The organism is Amycolatopsis granulosa, from assembly GCF_011758745.1.
In the GTDB taxonomy this organism is placed as follows: domain Bacteria; phylum Actinomycetota; class Actinomycetes; order Mycobacteriales; family Pseudonocardiaceae; genus Amycolatopsis_E; species Amycolatopsis_E granulosa.
On the sequence record NZ_JAANOV010000001.1, the window covers coordinates 1,278,103 to 1,292,515 of the forward strand.

At 74.1% G+C, this 14,413-nt stretch carries 12 protein-coding genes; 7 read left to right on the top strand and 5 right to left on the bottom strand.

Annotation, left to right across the window (positions count from 1 at the left end):
• Positions 1-21 precede the first annotated feature (21 nt).
• The 3 genes from FHX45_RS06225 (at position 22) to FHX45_RS06235 (ending at position 3,314) form a co-directional block, all read left to right on the top strand.
• A complete protein-coding gene (locus FHX45_RS06225; protein ID WP_208405823.1) occupies positions 22-1,422 on the top strand; it encodes a sensor histidine kinase in 1,401 nt (466 codons plus the stop codon).
• Entirely contained in the window at positions 1,422-2,081 is a 660-nt protein-coding gene (locus FHX45_RS06230) for a response regulator transcription factor (protein WP_167097484.1), read from the top strand. Before FHX45_RS06225 ends, FHX45_RS06230 begins: the two co-directional genes overlap by 1 nt.
• Positions 2,082-2,162: 81 nt before the next feature.
• Positions 2,163-3,314 (top strand): alpha/beta hydrolase, encoded by a 1,152-nt coding sequence (locus FHX45_RS06235; protein ID WP_167097486.1) that lies wholly within the window; start codon positions 2,163-2,165, stop codon positions 3,312-3,314.
• 11 nt (positions 3,315-3,325) lie between these two features.
• On the opposite strand, the gene FHX45_RS06240 is transcribed toward FHX45_RS06235, so the two are convergent.
• The 5 genes from FHX45_RS06240 to FHX45_RS06260 all read right to left on the bottom strand — a co-directional run bounded on the left by FHX45_RS06240 (position 3,326) and on the right by FHX45_RS06260 (position 10,313).
• A complete protein-coding gene (locus FHX45_RS06240; RefSeq protein WP_167097488.1) occupies positions 3,326-4,393 on the bottom strand; it encodes an alpha/beta hydrolase-fold protein in 1,068 nt (355 codons plus the stop codon).
• Positions 4,394-4,461: 68 nt separating this feature from the next.
• Positions 4,462-6,222 carry an L-lactate permease gene (locus FHX45_RS06245; protein WP_167097490.1) on the bottom strand — a complete coding sequence of 587 codons (1,761 nt, stop codon included), beginning with the start codon at positions 6,220-6,222 and terminating at the stop codon, positions 4,462-4,464.
• Positions 6,223-6,230: 8 nt separating this feature from the next.
• Complete coding sequence (locus tag FHX45_RS06250) at positions 6,231-7,556, bottom strand: (Fe-S)-binding protein (protein WP_167097492.1); 1,326 nt, start codon at positions 7,554-7,556, stop codon at positions 6,231-6,233.
• A 1-nt stretch (position 7,557) separates the two neighbouring features.
• The gene (locus tag FHX45_RS06255) at positions 7,558-8,838 is read right to left on the bottom strand and encodes an FAD-binding oxidoreductase (RefSeq protein ID WP_167097494.1); all 1,281 of its coding nucleotides are present in this window, start codon (positions 8,836-8,838) and stop codon (positions 7,558-7,560) included.
• Positions 8,838-10,313 carry an FAD-linked oxidase C-terminal domain-containing protein gene (locus tag FHX45_RS06260; protein WP_167097496.1) on the bottom strand — a complete coding sequence of 492 codons (1,476 nt, stop codon included), beginning with the start codon at positions 10,311-10,313 and terminating at the stop codon, positions 8,838-8,840. The genes FHX45_RS06255 and FHX45_RS06260 overlap by 1 nt, the downstream gene beginning before the upstream one ends.
• Before the next feature lie 136 nt (positions 10,314-10,449).
• On the opposite strand from FHX45_RS06260, the gene FHX45_RS06265 reads away from it, so the two are divergent.
• From FHX45_RS06265 to FHX45_RS06280, 4 genes are read left to right on the top strand one after another with little or no spacing between them, the layout of a single operon-like run.
• Positions 10,450-10,998 (top strand): Chromate resistance protein ChrB, encoded by a 549-nt coding sequence (locus FHX45_RS06265; RefSeq protein WP_424923791.1) that lies wholly within the window; start codon positions 10,450-10,452, stop codon positions 10,996-10,998.
• Between the two features lie 7 nt (positions 10,999-11,005).
• On the top strand, positions 11,006-11,596 hold the full coding sequence (locus tag FHX45_RS06270; RefSeq protein WP_167097499.1) for a phosphatase PAP2 family protein: 591 nt from the start codon (positions 11,006-11,008) through the stop codon (positions 11,594-11,596).
• 37 nt (positions 11,597-11,633) lie between these two features.
• The gene (locus tag FHX45_RS06275; protein WP_167097501.1) at positions 11,634-12,797 is read left to right on the top strand and encodes an MFS transporter; all 1,164 of its coding nucleotides are present in this window, start codon (positions 11,634-11,636) and stop codon (positions 12,795-12,797) included.
• On the top strand, positions 12,794-14,281 hold the full coding sequence (locus FHX45_RS06280) for a N,N-dimethylformamidase beta subunit family domain-containing protein (RefSeq protein ID WP_167097503.1): 1,488 nt from the start codon (positions 12,794-12,796) through the stop codon (positions 14,279-14,281). The genes FHX45_RS06275 and FHX45_RS06280 overlap by 4 nt, the downstream gene beginning before the upstream one ends.
• The last annotated feature ends 132 nt before the right edge of the window (positions 14,282-14,413 follow it).

Here is a 14,413-nt window from a genome sequence, read left to right on the forward strand (position 1 = left end):
CGCTTTCCCTACGCTGCGGGCATGACGGCTGTGCTGGCCCGCCTGGGTGTGCGCACCCGGACGACGCTGGTGGCGGTCACCGCGGTGGCCGCCGCGATCGTGGTCGCGGGTGTCGTCGTGGTGCTGCTGCTCGGCTGGTCGCTGGACAAGTCCACCACCGAGGACGCGCGCAGCGCCGGCCTCCAGGTGGTGCACGAGATCGCCCGGGAGGGCGCCCGGGACCTGACCGGCACCGACGTCGCCGGCAGCGGTGACTCCGCCTCCGTGCTCCAGGTGCTCGGCGCGCAGGGGCAGGTGGTGGCGGCCGACCCGGCGCTGGGCGGGCAGCCGCCGCTGACGCCGGTGCGGCCGGCTCCCGGCCACGAGGTGGTGGAGACCGTCGCGCTGACGGTGAACGGCGCGAGCGCGGACTACCGGCTGGTGTCGACCGGCGTCGCGGGCCCCGGCGGTCCGTACACCGTCGTGTCGGCACGCTCGCTGGCTCCGGTGACCGAGGCGCTCACCCGCCTGTCGCTGCTGTTCGCCGCCGCGGCGCTGCCGATGCTCGGCATCTCCGCGCTGACCGTGTACCGCGCGGTCGGATCGGCGCTGGGGCCGGTGGAACGGATGCGCCGCACGGTCTCCGAGATCACCACCCGCGATCTGGAGCGCCGGGTGGACGTGCCGCCCGGCCGGGACGAGGTGCACCGGCTGGCGGTGACGCTGAACTCGATGCTGGACCGGCTGGCCTCCGCGCAGGGCGCGCAGCGGCGATTCGTCTCCGACGCCAGCCACGAGCTGCGCTCCCCGGTCAACACCATCTCCACCGCGCTGGAGGTGGCCGAGCACCACCCGGAGGCGATGAGCGGGGACGAGCTGGTCGGCGTGGTGGCGCGGGAGACGAGCCGGCTGCGCGAGCTGGTCGACGACCTGCTGCTGCTGGCCCGCACCGACGACACGACCGACAACCCGCACCACGGCGAGGTGGACCTGGACGACCTGGCGCGGACCGAGGCGGAGCGGGCCCGGTCGACGGTCGGGCTGCGGGTGGAGATCCGGACCGAGCCGGTGAAGGTGACCGGCAACGCCGCGCAGCTGCGGCGCGCGATCCGCAACCTGGTGGACAACGCGCGTGAGCACGCCGCGAGCCGGATCACCGTGCGCACCGGCAGCGACGGGGCCGCCGCGCTGGTCGAGGTCGGCGACGACGGCCCCGGCGTGCCGGCGGAGGACCGGGAACGGATTTTCCAGCGGTTCGTGCGGCGGGACGACTCGCGGCACCACAACACGTCCGGGACCGGTGGGTCGGCCGGGCTGGGACTGGCGATCGTGGCGGGCATCGCGGCCCGGCACGGCGGTACCGCCGAATGCGGGGACAGCGGTGATCCGGCCTGCCCCGGCGCGCGGTTCCGCATCCGGCTGCCGTTGCGGGAGGAGCCCTGATGCGTGTGCTGGTCGTGGAGGACGAGCAGGTGTTCGCCGAAACCCTGCGCAAGGGACTGACCGCGGAGGGTTTCGCGGTCGAGGTCGCGCACACGGGCCCGGACGGCCTGTGGCTGGCGCGGGAGCAGCAGTTCGACGTCGTCGTGCTCGATCTGATGCTGCCCGGCCTGTCCGGGTACGAGGTGCTCAAGCGGCTGCGGCAGAGCGAGAACTGGACGCCGGTGCTGGTGCTGACCGCGAAGGACGGTGAGTACGACGAGGCGGACGCGTTCGACCTGGGCGCCGACGACTACCTCACGAAGCCGTTCTCCTACGTGGTGCTGCTCGCCCGGTTGCGGGCGCTGCTGCGGCGGGGAGCGCCGGAGCGGCCCGCCGTGCTCACCCTGGCGGATCTGCGGCTGGACCCGGCGGCGCGGACGGTGCACCGCGGCGACCGCGAGATCGAGCTGACCGCGCGCGAGTTCGGTCTGCTGGAGTTCCTGCTGCGACGGCGCGGCGAGGCGCTGAGCAAGCGGGAGATCCTCACCCACGTGTGGGACGCCCACTACGACGGTGACGAGAACATCGTCGAGGTCTACGTCGGCTACCTGCGGCGCAAGATCGGCCCGGACCTGATCCAGACCCTGCGCGGGGTGGGATACCGCTTGTCGGCGCCCTGACCCCGGCCCTGATTCGGGAGCCCTGACCCGCCCTGACCAGCGCCGTCGCCGCGAGGTGGCGGGACGGGTGATGATGGTGGGATGAACGGGTTCGCGGCGGACGTCACGGTCCCGGCGGACGTGGCGCGCTACTGCCGCGCCACCGGGCCGTTCGAATCGCCGCTGATCTGGCTGGGGTTCGGCGCGGCCGCGGTCGTGCTGCTGGTGGTGGCGCTGCGGTGGCGGCACCGGCGGCGGATCCGGCGGCGGGCGCGGGTCGCCGCGGCGCTCTGCCTGCTGGTGGCCGCCCTGACCGGGGTCAACGGCTACGTCGGGTACGTGCGCGACCGGCACGACTTCGCGATGCTGCTGGAACGCGCGGACGGCCCGGCAGCCGCGCTGGGCCGGCTGGTCGACGACGGCGGGGACCCGCACGTCCGGCGCGCCGACCGGCGCACGCCCGCCGGTCCGGACGCCCCGCGGCTGGACTCGTTCGACCTGGCCGACCCTGCCGACGGGATCCCCTCCGGGCGGATCTACGTCCTGCTGCCGCCCGGCTACGCCGATTCCACGCGCTCCTACCCGGTGGTCTACCTGCTGCACGGCTACCCGTTCGGGTCCTCCCAGGACTGGCTGACCGCGGGTGACGCGCCCGGCACGCTGGACCTGCTCTACCGCCACCACGCGATCCCGCCGATGATCGTGGTGAGCGCCGATCTGACCGCCGGGCAGCCGGAACGCGACTGGGAGGGCCTGGACCTGCCCGGCGGGCCGAAGCTGGAGACGTTCCTGACCGGACCGGTGGTGTCCGCTGTGGACGGCCGCTACCGCACGGTGCGCGACCGCGCCGCCCGCGCGCTCGGCGGGATGTCCGGTGGGGCGTTCGCCGCGCTGAACATCGGGCTGCACCACACCGGCGAGTTCGGCGTGCTGCTGCTCACCCTGCCCTACGACGCGCCCGGGGACGTCCGGGCGCAGTTCCACGGCGACACCGCCGCGATCGAGCGCAACACCCCGCGCGACTACCTGCGCGGGATGGTGTTCCCCGATCCGGTCGCGGTGTTCGTCGCGGCCGGGTCGCACGACGGCGGGGACGTGGCCCGGGCGCGGGAGCTGGCCGGGAGGCTGACCGCCGACGGGCAGCGCGCGACGGTGCACGTCGAACCGGGTCTCCCGCACACCTGGCGGACCGCGCGCGCCACCCTGCCCTACCTGCTGGTGTTCGCCGGGAACACCTTCCCGGCGGTGGGGTGAGCCGGGGTGCGTCAGCCGGACAGCCGGGCCACGAGCCAGGGCAGCGCGTCGGCGAACGCCTGCCGCCACAGGAAGAAGTCGTGCCCCCCGCCGGGCACCACGACCAGGCGGGTGGCGATGCCCGCGGCGGCGGCCCTCGGTTCGAGCTGCTGCGCGGCGGCGAGCGGGTCGCCGTCGGCGTCGCCGACCTCGAACCACCCGCCGAGCCCGGGATACCGGCGGTGGGTCAGCAGCCAGGCCGGCTCGTGCGCGTCGAACTCGGCGGCCGAACCGGAGAACAGCGCCGGGATGGTGTCTCCGACGTCGTTGCCGTCACCCGTGCGGGGCCCGGCCAGCCCGCTGAAGTCGGCGAAGGTACCGAAAATCCGGGGATGGCGCAGCGCGAGCGTGAGCGCGCAGGAACCGCCCTCGGACAATCCGGCCACGGCCCAGTGCCGCCCGGCAGGGCGGGTGAAGAACCGGCTGGTGACGAACGAGGTCACGTCCTGCGTCAGGTAGGTCTCGGCCTGCCCGGCCGGGCCGTCGACGCATTCGCTGTCGGCGTCGAAGGCCCCGTTGATGTCGGGCATCACCACGATCGGGGCGGTGCCGCCGTGGGCGGCGGCCCAGGCGTCCAGGGTGGCGGTGGCGCCACCGCCGTCGGTCCAGTCGCCGGGTGCGCCCGGAGTGCCGTGCAGGAGCACCACGACCGGCAGGTTCGGCCGGGGCCGGGCGAACCACGCGGGCGGGAGGTAGACCTGGGCCGGCCGAGCCGCGAAGTGCGCGGCGCGCGCGGGGATGGTGAGGGTGACGAGCTGCCCGGACCCGGGCACGCCGGCGCGATCGAGCTGCTGCAGGGACGCGGCGTCGCGGCCGGGCAGCCCGATCGCCTGCCCGACGGTGAGGTAGTAGCCGTAGGACGCGTTGACCGCGGCGAGCACGTTCGCCGCGGCCAGCACCACGGCCACGGCGGTGAGCGCGACCCGCGCCCACCGCCGTCGCAGCCGCCAGACGAGCACCCCGGCGACGACCAGCGCGGCCAGCAGCACGACCCGCACCGGCCACCAGCCGGTCAGCGACATTTCGGCAAGGGTGGTCACACGGCGTCAATGTAGTGGGCGCGGGCGCGACCGGCCCGGTGGCGGACGTTTTCCCGCTCAGCGTCCTCTCAGGGCACCATCCACGCGAGCACCGGGGTGGACTGGAGGTACACCAGCACGCACATCACCGCGACGAACACCACGCTCCACACCAGCACCCGGCGGAACAGATCGCCCTCCCGGCCGGCCATCCCGACCGCCGCCGCGGCGATCGCGAGGTTCTGCGGGCTGATCATCTTGCCGAGCACACCACCGGAGGAGTTGGCCGCGGCCAGCAGTGTGGTCGACAGCCCCGCCTTCTGCGCGGCCACCACCTGCAGCGCGCCGAACAGCGAGTTCGACGAGGTGTCCGAACCGGTCACGGCCACGCCCAGCCAGCCGAGGATCGGCGAGATCAGCGCGAAGATCCCGCCCGCGCCGGCCATCCAGGTGCCCAGCGTCGCGGTCTGGCCGCTGGCGTTCATGACGTAGGCCAGGGCGAGCACGGCCATCACCGTGACGATCGCGGTGGCGAGCTGCCGGTAGGTGGCGAGGTACGCGCGCAGGGCGCGGGCCGGCCGGATACCGATGACCGGGATGGTCAGCAGCCCGGCGATGATCAGCAGGGTGCCGGCGGCGTCCAGCCAGTCGAACTTGAACTGCGACAGGGTGGACGCCTTGCCGCTGGACGACTGGATGTGCAGCCCGGGCCAGTTGAACGTCTTCGTGACGCTGGTGAGGGCGTCCTTGATCACCGGCACCTGCGCGAGCGCGAACACCGCGATGATGATCAGGTACGGCGCGTAGGCGCGGAACACCTCGACCCCGCGGTCGCGTTCCGCACCGCGGCCGGATTCCGCGCCCATCCCGCCGTTCCCGCCGTTCCCGCCGGTTCCGCCGTTCCCGCCGCCGGCGGGTGGCCGCGGCGGCCGGGCCATCGTGGCGGTGGACCCGCCACCGGTGCGCTCGGTACCGCCGGCCGCGGCGGCTGCCGCGCCCGCGGTCGTGCGCACGCCGACGCCCTCCACATAGGACTCGGCCGGGCGCCACACGCGCAGGAACACCACGACCGCGCCGGCGGACAGCAGCGACGCGACGATGTCGGTCAGCGGTGCGCCGACGTAGTTGGAGACCGCGAACTGGGCCAGCGCGAACACGATGCCGCACACCATCGCGGCCGGCCAGGTCTGCCGCATTCCGCGCTTGCCGTCGATGATGAACACCAGCGCGAGCGGCACGAACACGCCGAGCACCGGCGTCTGGCGGCCGACCATCGACGACAGCGCGTGCAGCGGCAGCCCGCTGACGGTCGCGAGCGTGGTGATCGGCACGGCCAGCGCGCCGAACGCCACCGGCGCGGTGTTGGCCACCAGCGCGACCGTGGCGGCCTTGAGCGGCCGGAAACCCAGCGCGATCAGCATGACGCTGGTGATCGCGACCGGTGTGCCGAACCCGGCCAGCGCCTCCAGCAACGCGCCGAAGGAGAACGCGATGATCACACCCTGGATCCGCTGATCGTCGCTGACCCGCGCGAACGAGCGCCGCAGCACGTCGAAGTGCCCGGTCGCCACGGTCATGTTGTAGATCCAGATCGCGTTGATCACGATCCACAGGATCGGGAAGAATCCGAACGCCGCGCCCTCGGACGCGGACAGGAACGCGGGCCCGGCCGGCATCGGGTACACCACGATGGCGACGACCAGGGAGACCGCGAGCGAGACCAGCGCGGCCAGCCACGCGGTCATGCGCAGGATGCCGAGCAGGATGAACAGTGTGAGCAGCGGAATCGCCGCGACGAGCGAGGACCACGCGAGCGACCCGGCGACCGGGTCGAGAACCTGGCGGTACATCGATCACCTCACGGAAGCGGAGCGTCCGGGCGCGAACGCGCCCACCCGACCTGCTCGGCCGGGAGTCCCCGGATCGAGGCGTCGAGCACCTCGATCGTGTGGGCGAGCCGCATCGGCTCGCCGAGTGCGTCGAGCGCGGCGGCCACCTGCATCAGGCACCCCGGGTTGGCGGTGACCAGCAGCGGCGCGCCCGTGGTGAGCACGTTGCGCGCCTTTCGCTCGCCCAGCTCACCCCCGGCGCGGGGGTTGAGGATGTTGTAGATCCCGGCCGAGCCGCAGCAGATCTCGGCTTCCGGGATTTCGCGCAGGATCAGGTCCGGGATCTCGCGCAGCAGCCGGCGCGGTTGCGCACGGATCCCTTGCGCGTGCGCCAGGTGGCAGGCGTCGTGGTAGGCGACGGTGACCGGGAGCGGGTGCCGGGGCGCCACCGTGCCCTGCTCGGCGAGCAGTTCGGAGACGTCCCGCACGCGGCCGGCGAACTCGCGTGCCCGGCCCGCGTAGGCCGGGTCGTCGGCGAGCAGGTCGCCGTACTCCTTCATCGCCGAGCCGCACCCGGCCGCGTTCACCGCGATCCAGTCCGCGCCGGCGTCGTCGAAGGCGTCGATCAGCTTGCGCGCGAACGACTGCGCTTCGTCCTCCCGTCCGTTGTGGACGCTGAGCGCACCGCAGCAGCCCTGGACGCGCGGGGCCACCACGTCGAACCCCTCGGCGGCGAGCACGCGGGCGGTGGCGGCGTTGACGCCGGGGAAGAACTCGCGCTGCACGCACCCGAGCAGCATGCCGACGGTGCCCCGCCGGGTACCGCGCGCCGGCATCCGTTCCGGCACGCTCTCGAACGGCCCTAGCGGCGGGGCGAGCGACTCCAGCGCGGCCAGCCGGGGGAACGCGCGGCCCAGCACGCGGCGCACCACACCGCCCGCACCACTGGCCTGGTAGGCCCGCAGCGGTCCGCGCAGGGCGTGCAGCCGCCGCGGGTACGGGAAGACGCTGAAGATCGCGTTGCGCAGCAGGCGTTCCCGCGGCGGACGTGGGTGGCGCCGCTCGACCTGGGCGCGGGTCGCCTCGATCAGCTTGTCGTACTGCACGCCCGAGGGACAGGCGGTCACGCAGGCCATGCACCCGAGGCAGGCGTCGAAGTGCTGCACCATCTCCGGCGTCATCGGCTCGCCCTCGACACCCAGGCCCATCAGGTAGATCCGGCCGCGCGGCGAGTCCATCTCCTCGCCCCACAGCTGGTAGGTGGGGCAGGTGGGCAGGCAGAACCCGCAGTGCACGCAGTCGTCGAGGAGGTCGGCCGAGGGCGGGTGGTGCTCGTCGAACGCGGGGCCGGTCATGTCAGATCCCTCCTGCGAAACGCCCCGGTGCCATCCGGTGGTCCGGGTCGAACTGGTCCTTGACGCGGCGCATCAGGCTGAGCCCGCGGACCGGTCCCCACACGTCGAGCCCGGCCTTGACCGCCGGGGGCGCGTCGAGCACGACGATGTCCCCGCCCCAGGCTGGCGATGCCTCCCGCAGCAGGGTGACGAACGCGGATACCGCGCCGGGATCGGCGGGCAGCCCGGCGTGCAGCACGCCGACCCCGGGCGAGCCGCGCACCGCTGCCGTGAGACCGCACCGCGGCCCGGCGTCGTCGACGGCGTCGAGCAGCCGGGGCAGCCTGGCGATCTCGTGGGTGAGCCGCAGGGCCACGCCGCCCCGCTCCCACGGGGCGTGGCCCCACCAGCCCGGCGGGACGTCGGTGACCTCGGCATCACCGACCTCACCGGTGTCACCGGCGTCACCGAGCAGGCCGAGCAGCGTGCGCACCCGGTCGTCGACGCCCTGCGGGATGCCTTCGACGAGCACCGCCAGTGCCGCGGAGCCGTCGCCCGCGCGGTCGAGTTCCAGCGCGTTCGCCATGACCGACGAATGCACCACGCGCTGGACCTTGTCGTGCGCGTCGTCCGCCGAGGTGACCGGCACGGTGACCCAGCGGGCGGCCGGCGGCAGCGGGTGCAGGCGGAACACGGCCTCGGTGACCAGCCCGAGCGTCCCCCACGCGCCGGTGAGCACCTTGCCCAGGTCGTAGCCGGCGACGTTCTTGACGACCTTGCCACCGGCCTTGGCGACCGTCCCGTCGGCGCGCACCATCGTGACGCCGATGAGCAGGTCGCGCACCGCGCCGTGGGACAGCCGCAGCGGACCGGTCGCCCCGGTCGCGACGACCCCGCCGACGGTGCCCGGCCCGGCGCCGGGCGGCCGCACCGGCGAGATGGCCAGCCGCTGCCGGGCCGCGGCGAGGTGCTCCTGCAGGGCGTCCAGCCGCACCCCGGCCTGCACGTGCACCACGAGGTCGCCGGCACGGTGCTCGATCACCCGGTTCATGCGGCCGGTGTCCAGGACGATGTCCACGCGCTCGGGCGGGTGCCCCCAGCTCAGTTTCGTGCCGGTGCCGCGCGGCACGACGGCGAGGCCGCGGGCGGCGGCGATCCGCAGCACGGCGGCCGCTTCGTCCGTTGTGGACGGTTCGGCGACCACGCGGGCGGGCACGCCGTCGACGTGGTCGTCCTCCCCGGCGGGCCGGGCGGCGGCCGTCGCGGACAGTTCGTCGAGCACCTCCTCGCCGGCCGCGCGCATCAGAACACCTCGGCGATTCCGGCGTCCTGCAACGGATGTGCGCCCTTGTGCCGTCCGGGCACCTCCCCGCACAACCGCGGGGTCGGGAAGACCTTGCCGGGGTTGGCCAGTCCGCCCGGGTCGAACGCGCACCGCAGCAGCTGCATGGTGTCCAGATCGGCGTCGCTGAACATGCGCGGCATGTACTTCGCCTTGTCCGAGCCCACGCCGTGCTCACCGGTGATCGAGCCGCCGTGCTGGATGCACAGGTCGAGGATCGCGCCGGAGACCTCCTCGGCGCGCTCGGCCTCGCCGGGCACCGCGTCGTCGAAGAGCACCAGCGGGTGCAGGTTGCCGTCCCCGGCGTGGAAGACGTTGGCCACCCGGATGCCGGTTTCCCGGGACAGCTCGGCGATGCGGTGCAGCACCTCGGCCAGCACGGTCCGCGGGATGACGCCGTCCTGCACGATGTAGTCCGGGCTGATCCGGCCGACCGCGGCGAACGCGGACTTGCGCCCCCGCCAGAAGCTCGCGCGCTCCGCGTCGTCGGCGGCGATGCGGATCTCGAACGCCCCGTGCGCGCGGCAGTGCCGCTCGACCTCGGCGAACTGCGCCTCCACCTCGGCCGCGGGCCCGTCCAGCTCCACGATCAGCACCGCGCCCGCCCCGTCGGGATAGCCGCACCGGACCGCCGCCTCGGCGGCCTCGATCGCCAGGGCGTCCATCATCTCCATCGCCGCGGGCACCACACCGTCGCCGATGATCGCCGAGGTCGCGGCCCCGGCGTCGTCGACACCGGCGAATCCGGCCAGCAGGGTGCGCACGGCTTCGGGCTCGCGGACCAGCCGCACGGTGACCTCGGTGACCACGCCGAGCGTGCCCTCCGAGCCGACGATCGCGCCGAGCAGGTCGTACCCGGTCGCGTCCGGGGCCTTCCCGCCGAGGCGCACGACCTCGCCGTCCGGGGCGACGAACTGCACGCCGGTGACGTGGTTGGTGGTGAACCCGTATTTGAGGCAGTGCGCGCCGCCGGAGTTCTCGGCGACGTTCCCGCCGATGGAACAGATCAGCTGGCTCGAGGGATCGGGCGCGTAGTAGTAGCCGTCGGCGCCGGCCGCCTTGGTGATGTCGAGGTTGATCACGCCGGGCTCGACGACGGCGCGCTGACTTGCCGCGTCGATCTCGATGATGCGGCGCAGCCGGGAGGTGACGATCAGGACGCCGTCGGCGCGCGGCAGGGCGCCACCGGAGAGCCCGGTGCCGGAACCACGCGCGACGAAGGGCACGCCGGCCTCCGCGCAGGCCCGCACGGCCGCCACCACCCCGGTGACGTCGGCGGGCAGCACCACCAGGGCCGGGGTGACCCGGTACTGGGCGAGCCCGTCGCATTCGTAGGTGCGCAACCGCTGGTGGTCGTCGATCACGGCGTCCGGACCGAGGGCCGCGCGCAGCCGCTCTGCCAGCCCCGTCAGGGCCGGTGCCTCGTCGATGGTCATGGCGCCCCTCCGTGCCTGCCTGCTACGGGTTCCGGACGGCCGGTCGACTCGTGTGGACGTCGCTGTCCTTGGGAAAACCGTAGAATCCGGTTCCCGCGCCGTCAAACCCCGTGTAACAGCTGCTACATTCATGCGTGTGACAGACGCGAAACCGGTTCGCTGGCTGGTGCTGCTGGTGCGGGTGCCGGCGTCGCCGTCGCGGCACCGGGTGGCGGTGTGGCGGGAGCTGCGGCGGGTCGGCGCGCTGTCGCTGGGGCAGGCCACCTGGGCGGTGCCCGACGTGCCGGGGTTCGCCGGCGGGGTGTCGCGCGTGCTGGAGCTCGCGCGGCGCGGCGGCGGCGAGGTGGTCGTGCTGGAGGCGGCGGGTCGCGCCGAGACGGACGGGGCGCGGCTGGCGGCGCTGTTCACCGCCGACCGCGAGGAGGAGTGGGCGGAGTTCCTGGCCGACTGCGGCAAGTTCGAGGCCGAGATCGACAAGGAGATCGGCCGGCGCAAGTTCACGATGGCCGAGCTCGAGGAGGAGGAGCAGAGCCTGGAGCGGTTGCGGCGGTGGCACCGCGACCTCACGGCGCGTGACGTGTTCGGCGCGCCCCTGGCCGCCGAGGCCGGTACGCGGCTGGAGCGCTGCGCGGCCCGGATGGCGGACTACACGAACCGGGTCTTCGAGGCCCTGCACCAGATGTGAGGCGATCGTGAACACCCAGATCTTCCTGCGGATCAACGACTTCGCCAGCGCGACACCGTGGTTGCACGGCGTCGTCAGCGCCTATGCCGCCTACGGGGTCGTGCTGTTCGCGGTGCTGATGCTGGCCGGGTGGTGGATCGCCCGGCGGCAGGCGTCGGTGGCGAAGATGGCGGCGGCGATCTGGACGCCGCTGGCGATGCTCATCGCGCTCGGCGTGAACCAGCCGGTGGCCGACCTGGTGGGCGAGCCCCGGCCGTACGCGAGGCTGCCGGGCATCCTGGTGCTGGCGCAGCGCAGCACCGATCCGGCGTTCCCGAGCGACCACGCGGTCATGGCGGGCGCGGTGACCGCCGGGCTGTTCCTGGTCCACCGCGGTCTCGGCGCGATCGCCGCGGTGGCGGCGGCGGTGATGGTGTTCGCGCGGGTGTACATCGGCGCGCACTACCCGGGCGATGTGCTCGCCGGGCTGGTGCTGGGCGCCGTGGTGACCCTGCTAGGTTTCCTCGCGGTGCGGCGGCTGCTGGAGTGGCTGCTGCACCTCGCCGAACGGTCACCGCTGCGCCCCCTGCTGACGACTGCCCGCCCGGCGCCGCGATGAGCGGCGCCACCCCGGACCCGCACCCGGCAGCCATCCGATGACCGAACCCGTCACCCGCCATCGTGGTGCGTTGCGGCCCCTGTACGCGGCCGGCTTCGTGACCGCCTTCGGGGCGCACAGCATCGCCGCCGGGCTCGGTGCCTACACCCACGGTCAGCACGCCTCGCTGCTCACGCTCGGGCTCCTGCTCGCCGTCTACGACGGGGCCGAGGTCGTGCTCAAACCCGTCTTCGGGTCGCTGGCCGACCGCGTCGGACCGCGGCCGGTGCTGCTGGGCGGGCTGCTGGCGTTCGCGGTCGCCTCCGCCGCGTTCGTGGTGGCCGGCAATCCCGCGCTGGTCGGGCTCGCGCGCCTCGGTCAGGGCGCGGCCGCCGCGGCCTTCTCCCCCGCCGCGGGGGCGCTGGTCGCCCGGCTGTCCCCGGCGAAGCGGCAGGGCCGCGCGTTCGGCGGTTACGGCGCCTGGAAGGGCCTCGGCTACACGCTCGGGCCGGTGCTCGGCGGCGCGCTGATCACGCTGGGCGGGTTCCCGTTGCTGTTCGCCGTTCTGGCCGGGCTCGCGGTGGCGGCCGCGTCGTGGGCGGCCGTGGCGGTGCCGGCGGTGGCGCCGTTGCCCCGGGCGCGCGAGACGGTCGCCGGCCTGGTGCGGCGGCTGGGCCAGGGCGGTTTCCTCCGTCCAACCGCGACACTCGCAGCCACGACCGGCGCACTGGCGGTCGGCGTCGGCTTCCTCCCGGTGAGCGGGGCGGCGGCCGGGCTCGGGCCGCTGGCGACCGGGGCGGCCGTGTCGGTGCTCGCGGTCTGCTCGTCGCTGGTGCAGCCGTGGGCCGGGCGGGCCCGCGACGCCGGACGGCTCCGCGACCGCACCGGCATGGCCCTCGGACTCGCCGCGGCCGCGGCCGGGCTGGCCATCGCCGCGCTGGTGCCCGGGGCCGGCGGCGTGCTGGCCGCGGCGGTCGTCGTCGGCGCCGGGGTCGGTCTGGCCACCCCGCTCGGCTTCGCCCACCTGGCCGCGACGACGCCGCCGGAACGCCTCGGCCAGACCCTGGGCGCCGCCGAGGTCGGCCGCGAACTCGGCGATGCGGGCGCACCGCTGCTGGTCGGCGCGGTCGCGGTGGCGGCGACGCTGGACGCGGGACTGCTCACCCTGGGGGCGCTGCTGGCGCTCACCGCCATCACCATCGCCCTGGAGGGCCGCTCATGAAACGCACGCTCCTCGCCGCGGTCGCGCTGCTCCTGTCGGCCTGCACGGCGCCGACGGTCGCGCCGCCACCGGCGCCCCCTCCGGCGCCCGCTCCGGCACCGGGGGCGGCCGCCGAGCAGGGCACGCCGGGCTGGGAGATCACGCACCCCGGACGGGAACACGCGATCGAGGGCTACGCCGACCGCACGAGCGCGCTGCCCGGGGACACCGTGCGGTTGTTCGTGAGCACCACCGCCGCCCGGTTCACGGTGACCGCGTTCCGCATGGGCTCCTACACCGGGTCCGCGGCGCGGCAGACCTGGCAGTCCGGCCCGGTGCCGGGCAGGGTGCAGGCTCCCGCGGTGGTGCAGCCGCCGACGAGCACCGTGGTGGCGCCGTGGCAGCCGTCGCTGGAGGTGCCGACCACCGGCTGGGCGCCCGGCGACTACCTGCTGCGGCTGGACGGCGACAACCAGGCCCAGCAGTACGTGCCGCTGACCGTGCGGACCCCGTCCAACGCGGGCCGCATCGTGCTGGTCAACGCCGTCACCACGTGGCAGGCGTACAATCGCTGGGGCGGCTACAGCCTCTACGACTCGCCGAGCGGCAGGAAGGCGGAGCGGTCCCGGGCCGTTTCGTTCGACCGCCCCTACCAGGCGCGTGACATGCAGGGCGCCGGCGACTTCAGCTACTTCGAGCTGCCCATGGTGCGCTTCGCCGAAAGCCTGGGCCTGCCGCTGGGGTACGCGACCGACGTGGACCTGCACGCCGATCCGCACCTGCTGGACGGCGCCCGCGCGGTGGTGACCCTGGGCCACGACGAGTACTGGTCGAGCGCGATGCGCGCGAACGTCACCGCGGCCCGCGACCGCGGGGTGAACCTGGCGTTCCTCGGCGGCAACGAGATCTACCGGCACATCCGGTTCGCGCCGACCGCCGTCGGAGCGGACCGGCTGGAGATCGACTACAAGTCGTTCACCGAGGACCCGGCGCACCTGACCGACCCGATGGAGGCGACGCCGGAGTGGCGCTCGCCGCCGTTCCCGCGGCCGGAAAGCGTGCTGCTGGGCAACTACTACCAGTGCAACCCGGTGCACGCCGACCTCGTCACGGCGAACGAGCAGAACTGGCTGCTGAGCGGCATCGTCCACAACGGACAGCACCTGCGTGGCCTGGTGGGCAACGAGTACGAGCGGGTGGACCTCTCGGTGCCGACACCGCGGCCGATCGAGGTGCTGTTCCACTCCCCGGTGACGTGCGGCGGGAAACCGGACTTCGCGGACGCCACCTATTACACGACCGCGTCCGGGGCGGCCGTGTTCTCCGCGGGCACGCAGTACTGGATCTGCGGGCTCGACCCGGGCTGCCCCGAGTCCGGTGCCGACCCGGCCGTGCACACGGCCGTCACCGCCATCACGACCCGGCTGCTGCGGGCGTTCGCCGACGGCCCCACCGGCACCACCCACCCCGCCACCGACAACCTCGCCGCGCTCGGGGTGCACTGACCGAACAGGACTCCCGGCCCGGCCGGTTTTCCCGCCTGCCGGCCGTTTTCGGCACCACGTCGCGACCGCACCACGCCGGTCACGGTGATGGCGGGTTTCCGCCAGCACCGCGCCGGGCCCGCCCCCTACCGT

Coding starts and splice junctions, on each gene's coding strand:
- FHX45_RS06230 (WP_167097484.1), top strand. CDS start 1,422: ATGCGTGTGCTGGTCGTGGAGGACGAGCAGGTGTTCGCCGAAACCCTG.
- FHX45_RS06235 (WP_167097486.1), top strand. CDS start 2,163: ATGAACGGGTTCGCGGCGGACGTCACGGTCCCGGCGGACGTGGCGCGC.
- FHX45_RS06255 (WP_167097494.1), bottom strand. CDS start 8,838: ATGCGCGCGGCCGGCGAGGAGGTGCTCGACGAACTGTCCGCGACGGCC.
- FHX45_RS06280 (WP_167097503.1), top strand. CDS start 12,794: ATGAAACGCACGCTCCTCGCCGCGGTCGCGCTGCTCCTGTCGGCCTGC.
- FHX45_RS06260 (WP_167097496.1), bottom strand. CDS start 10,313: ATGACCATCGACGAGGCACCGGCCCTGACGGGGCTGGCAGAGCGGCTG.
- FHX45_RS06245 (WP_167097490.1), bottom strand. CDS start 6,222: ATGTACCGCCAGGTTCTCGACCCGGTCGCCGGGTCGCTCGCGTGGTCC.
- FHX45_RS06275 (WP_167097501.1), top strand. CDS start 11,634: ATGACCGAACCCGTCACCCGCCATCGTGGTGCGTTGCGGCCCCTGTAC.
- FHX45_RS06250 (WP_167097492.1), bottom strand. CDS start 7,556: ATGACCGGCCCCGCGTTCGACGAGCACCACCCGCCCTCGGCCGACCTC.
- FHX45_RS06225 (WP_208405823.1), top strand. CDS start 22: ATGACGGCTGTGCTGGCCCGCCTGGGTGTGCGCACCCGGACGACGCTG.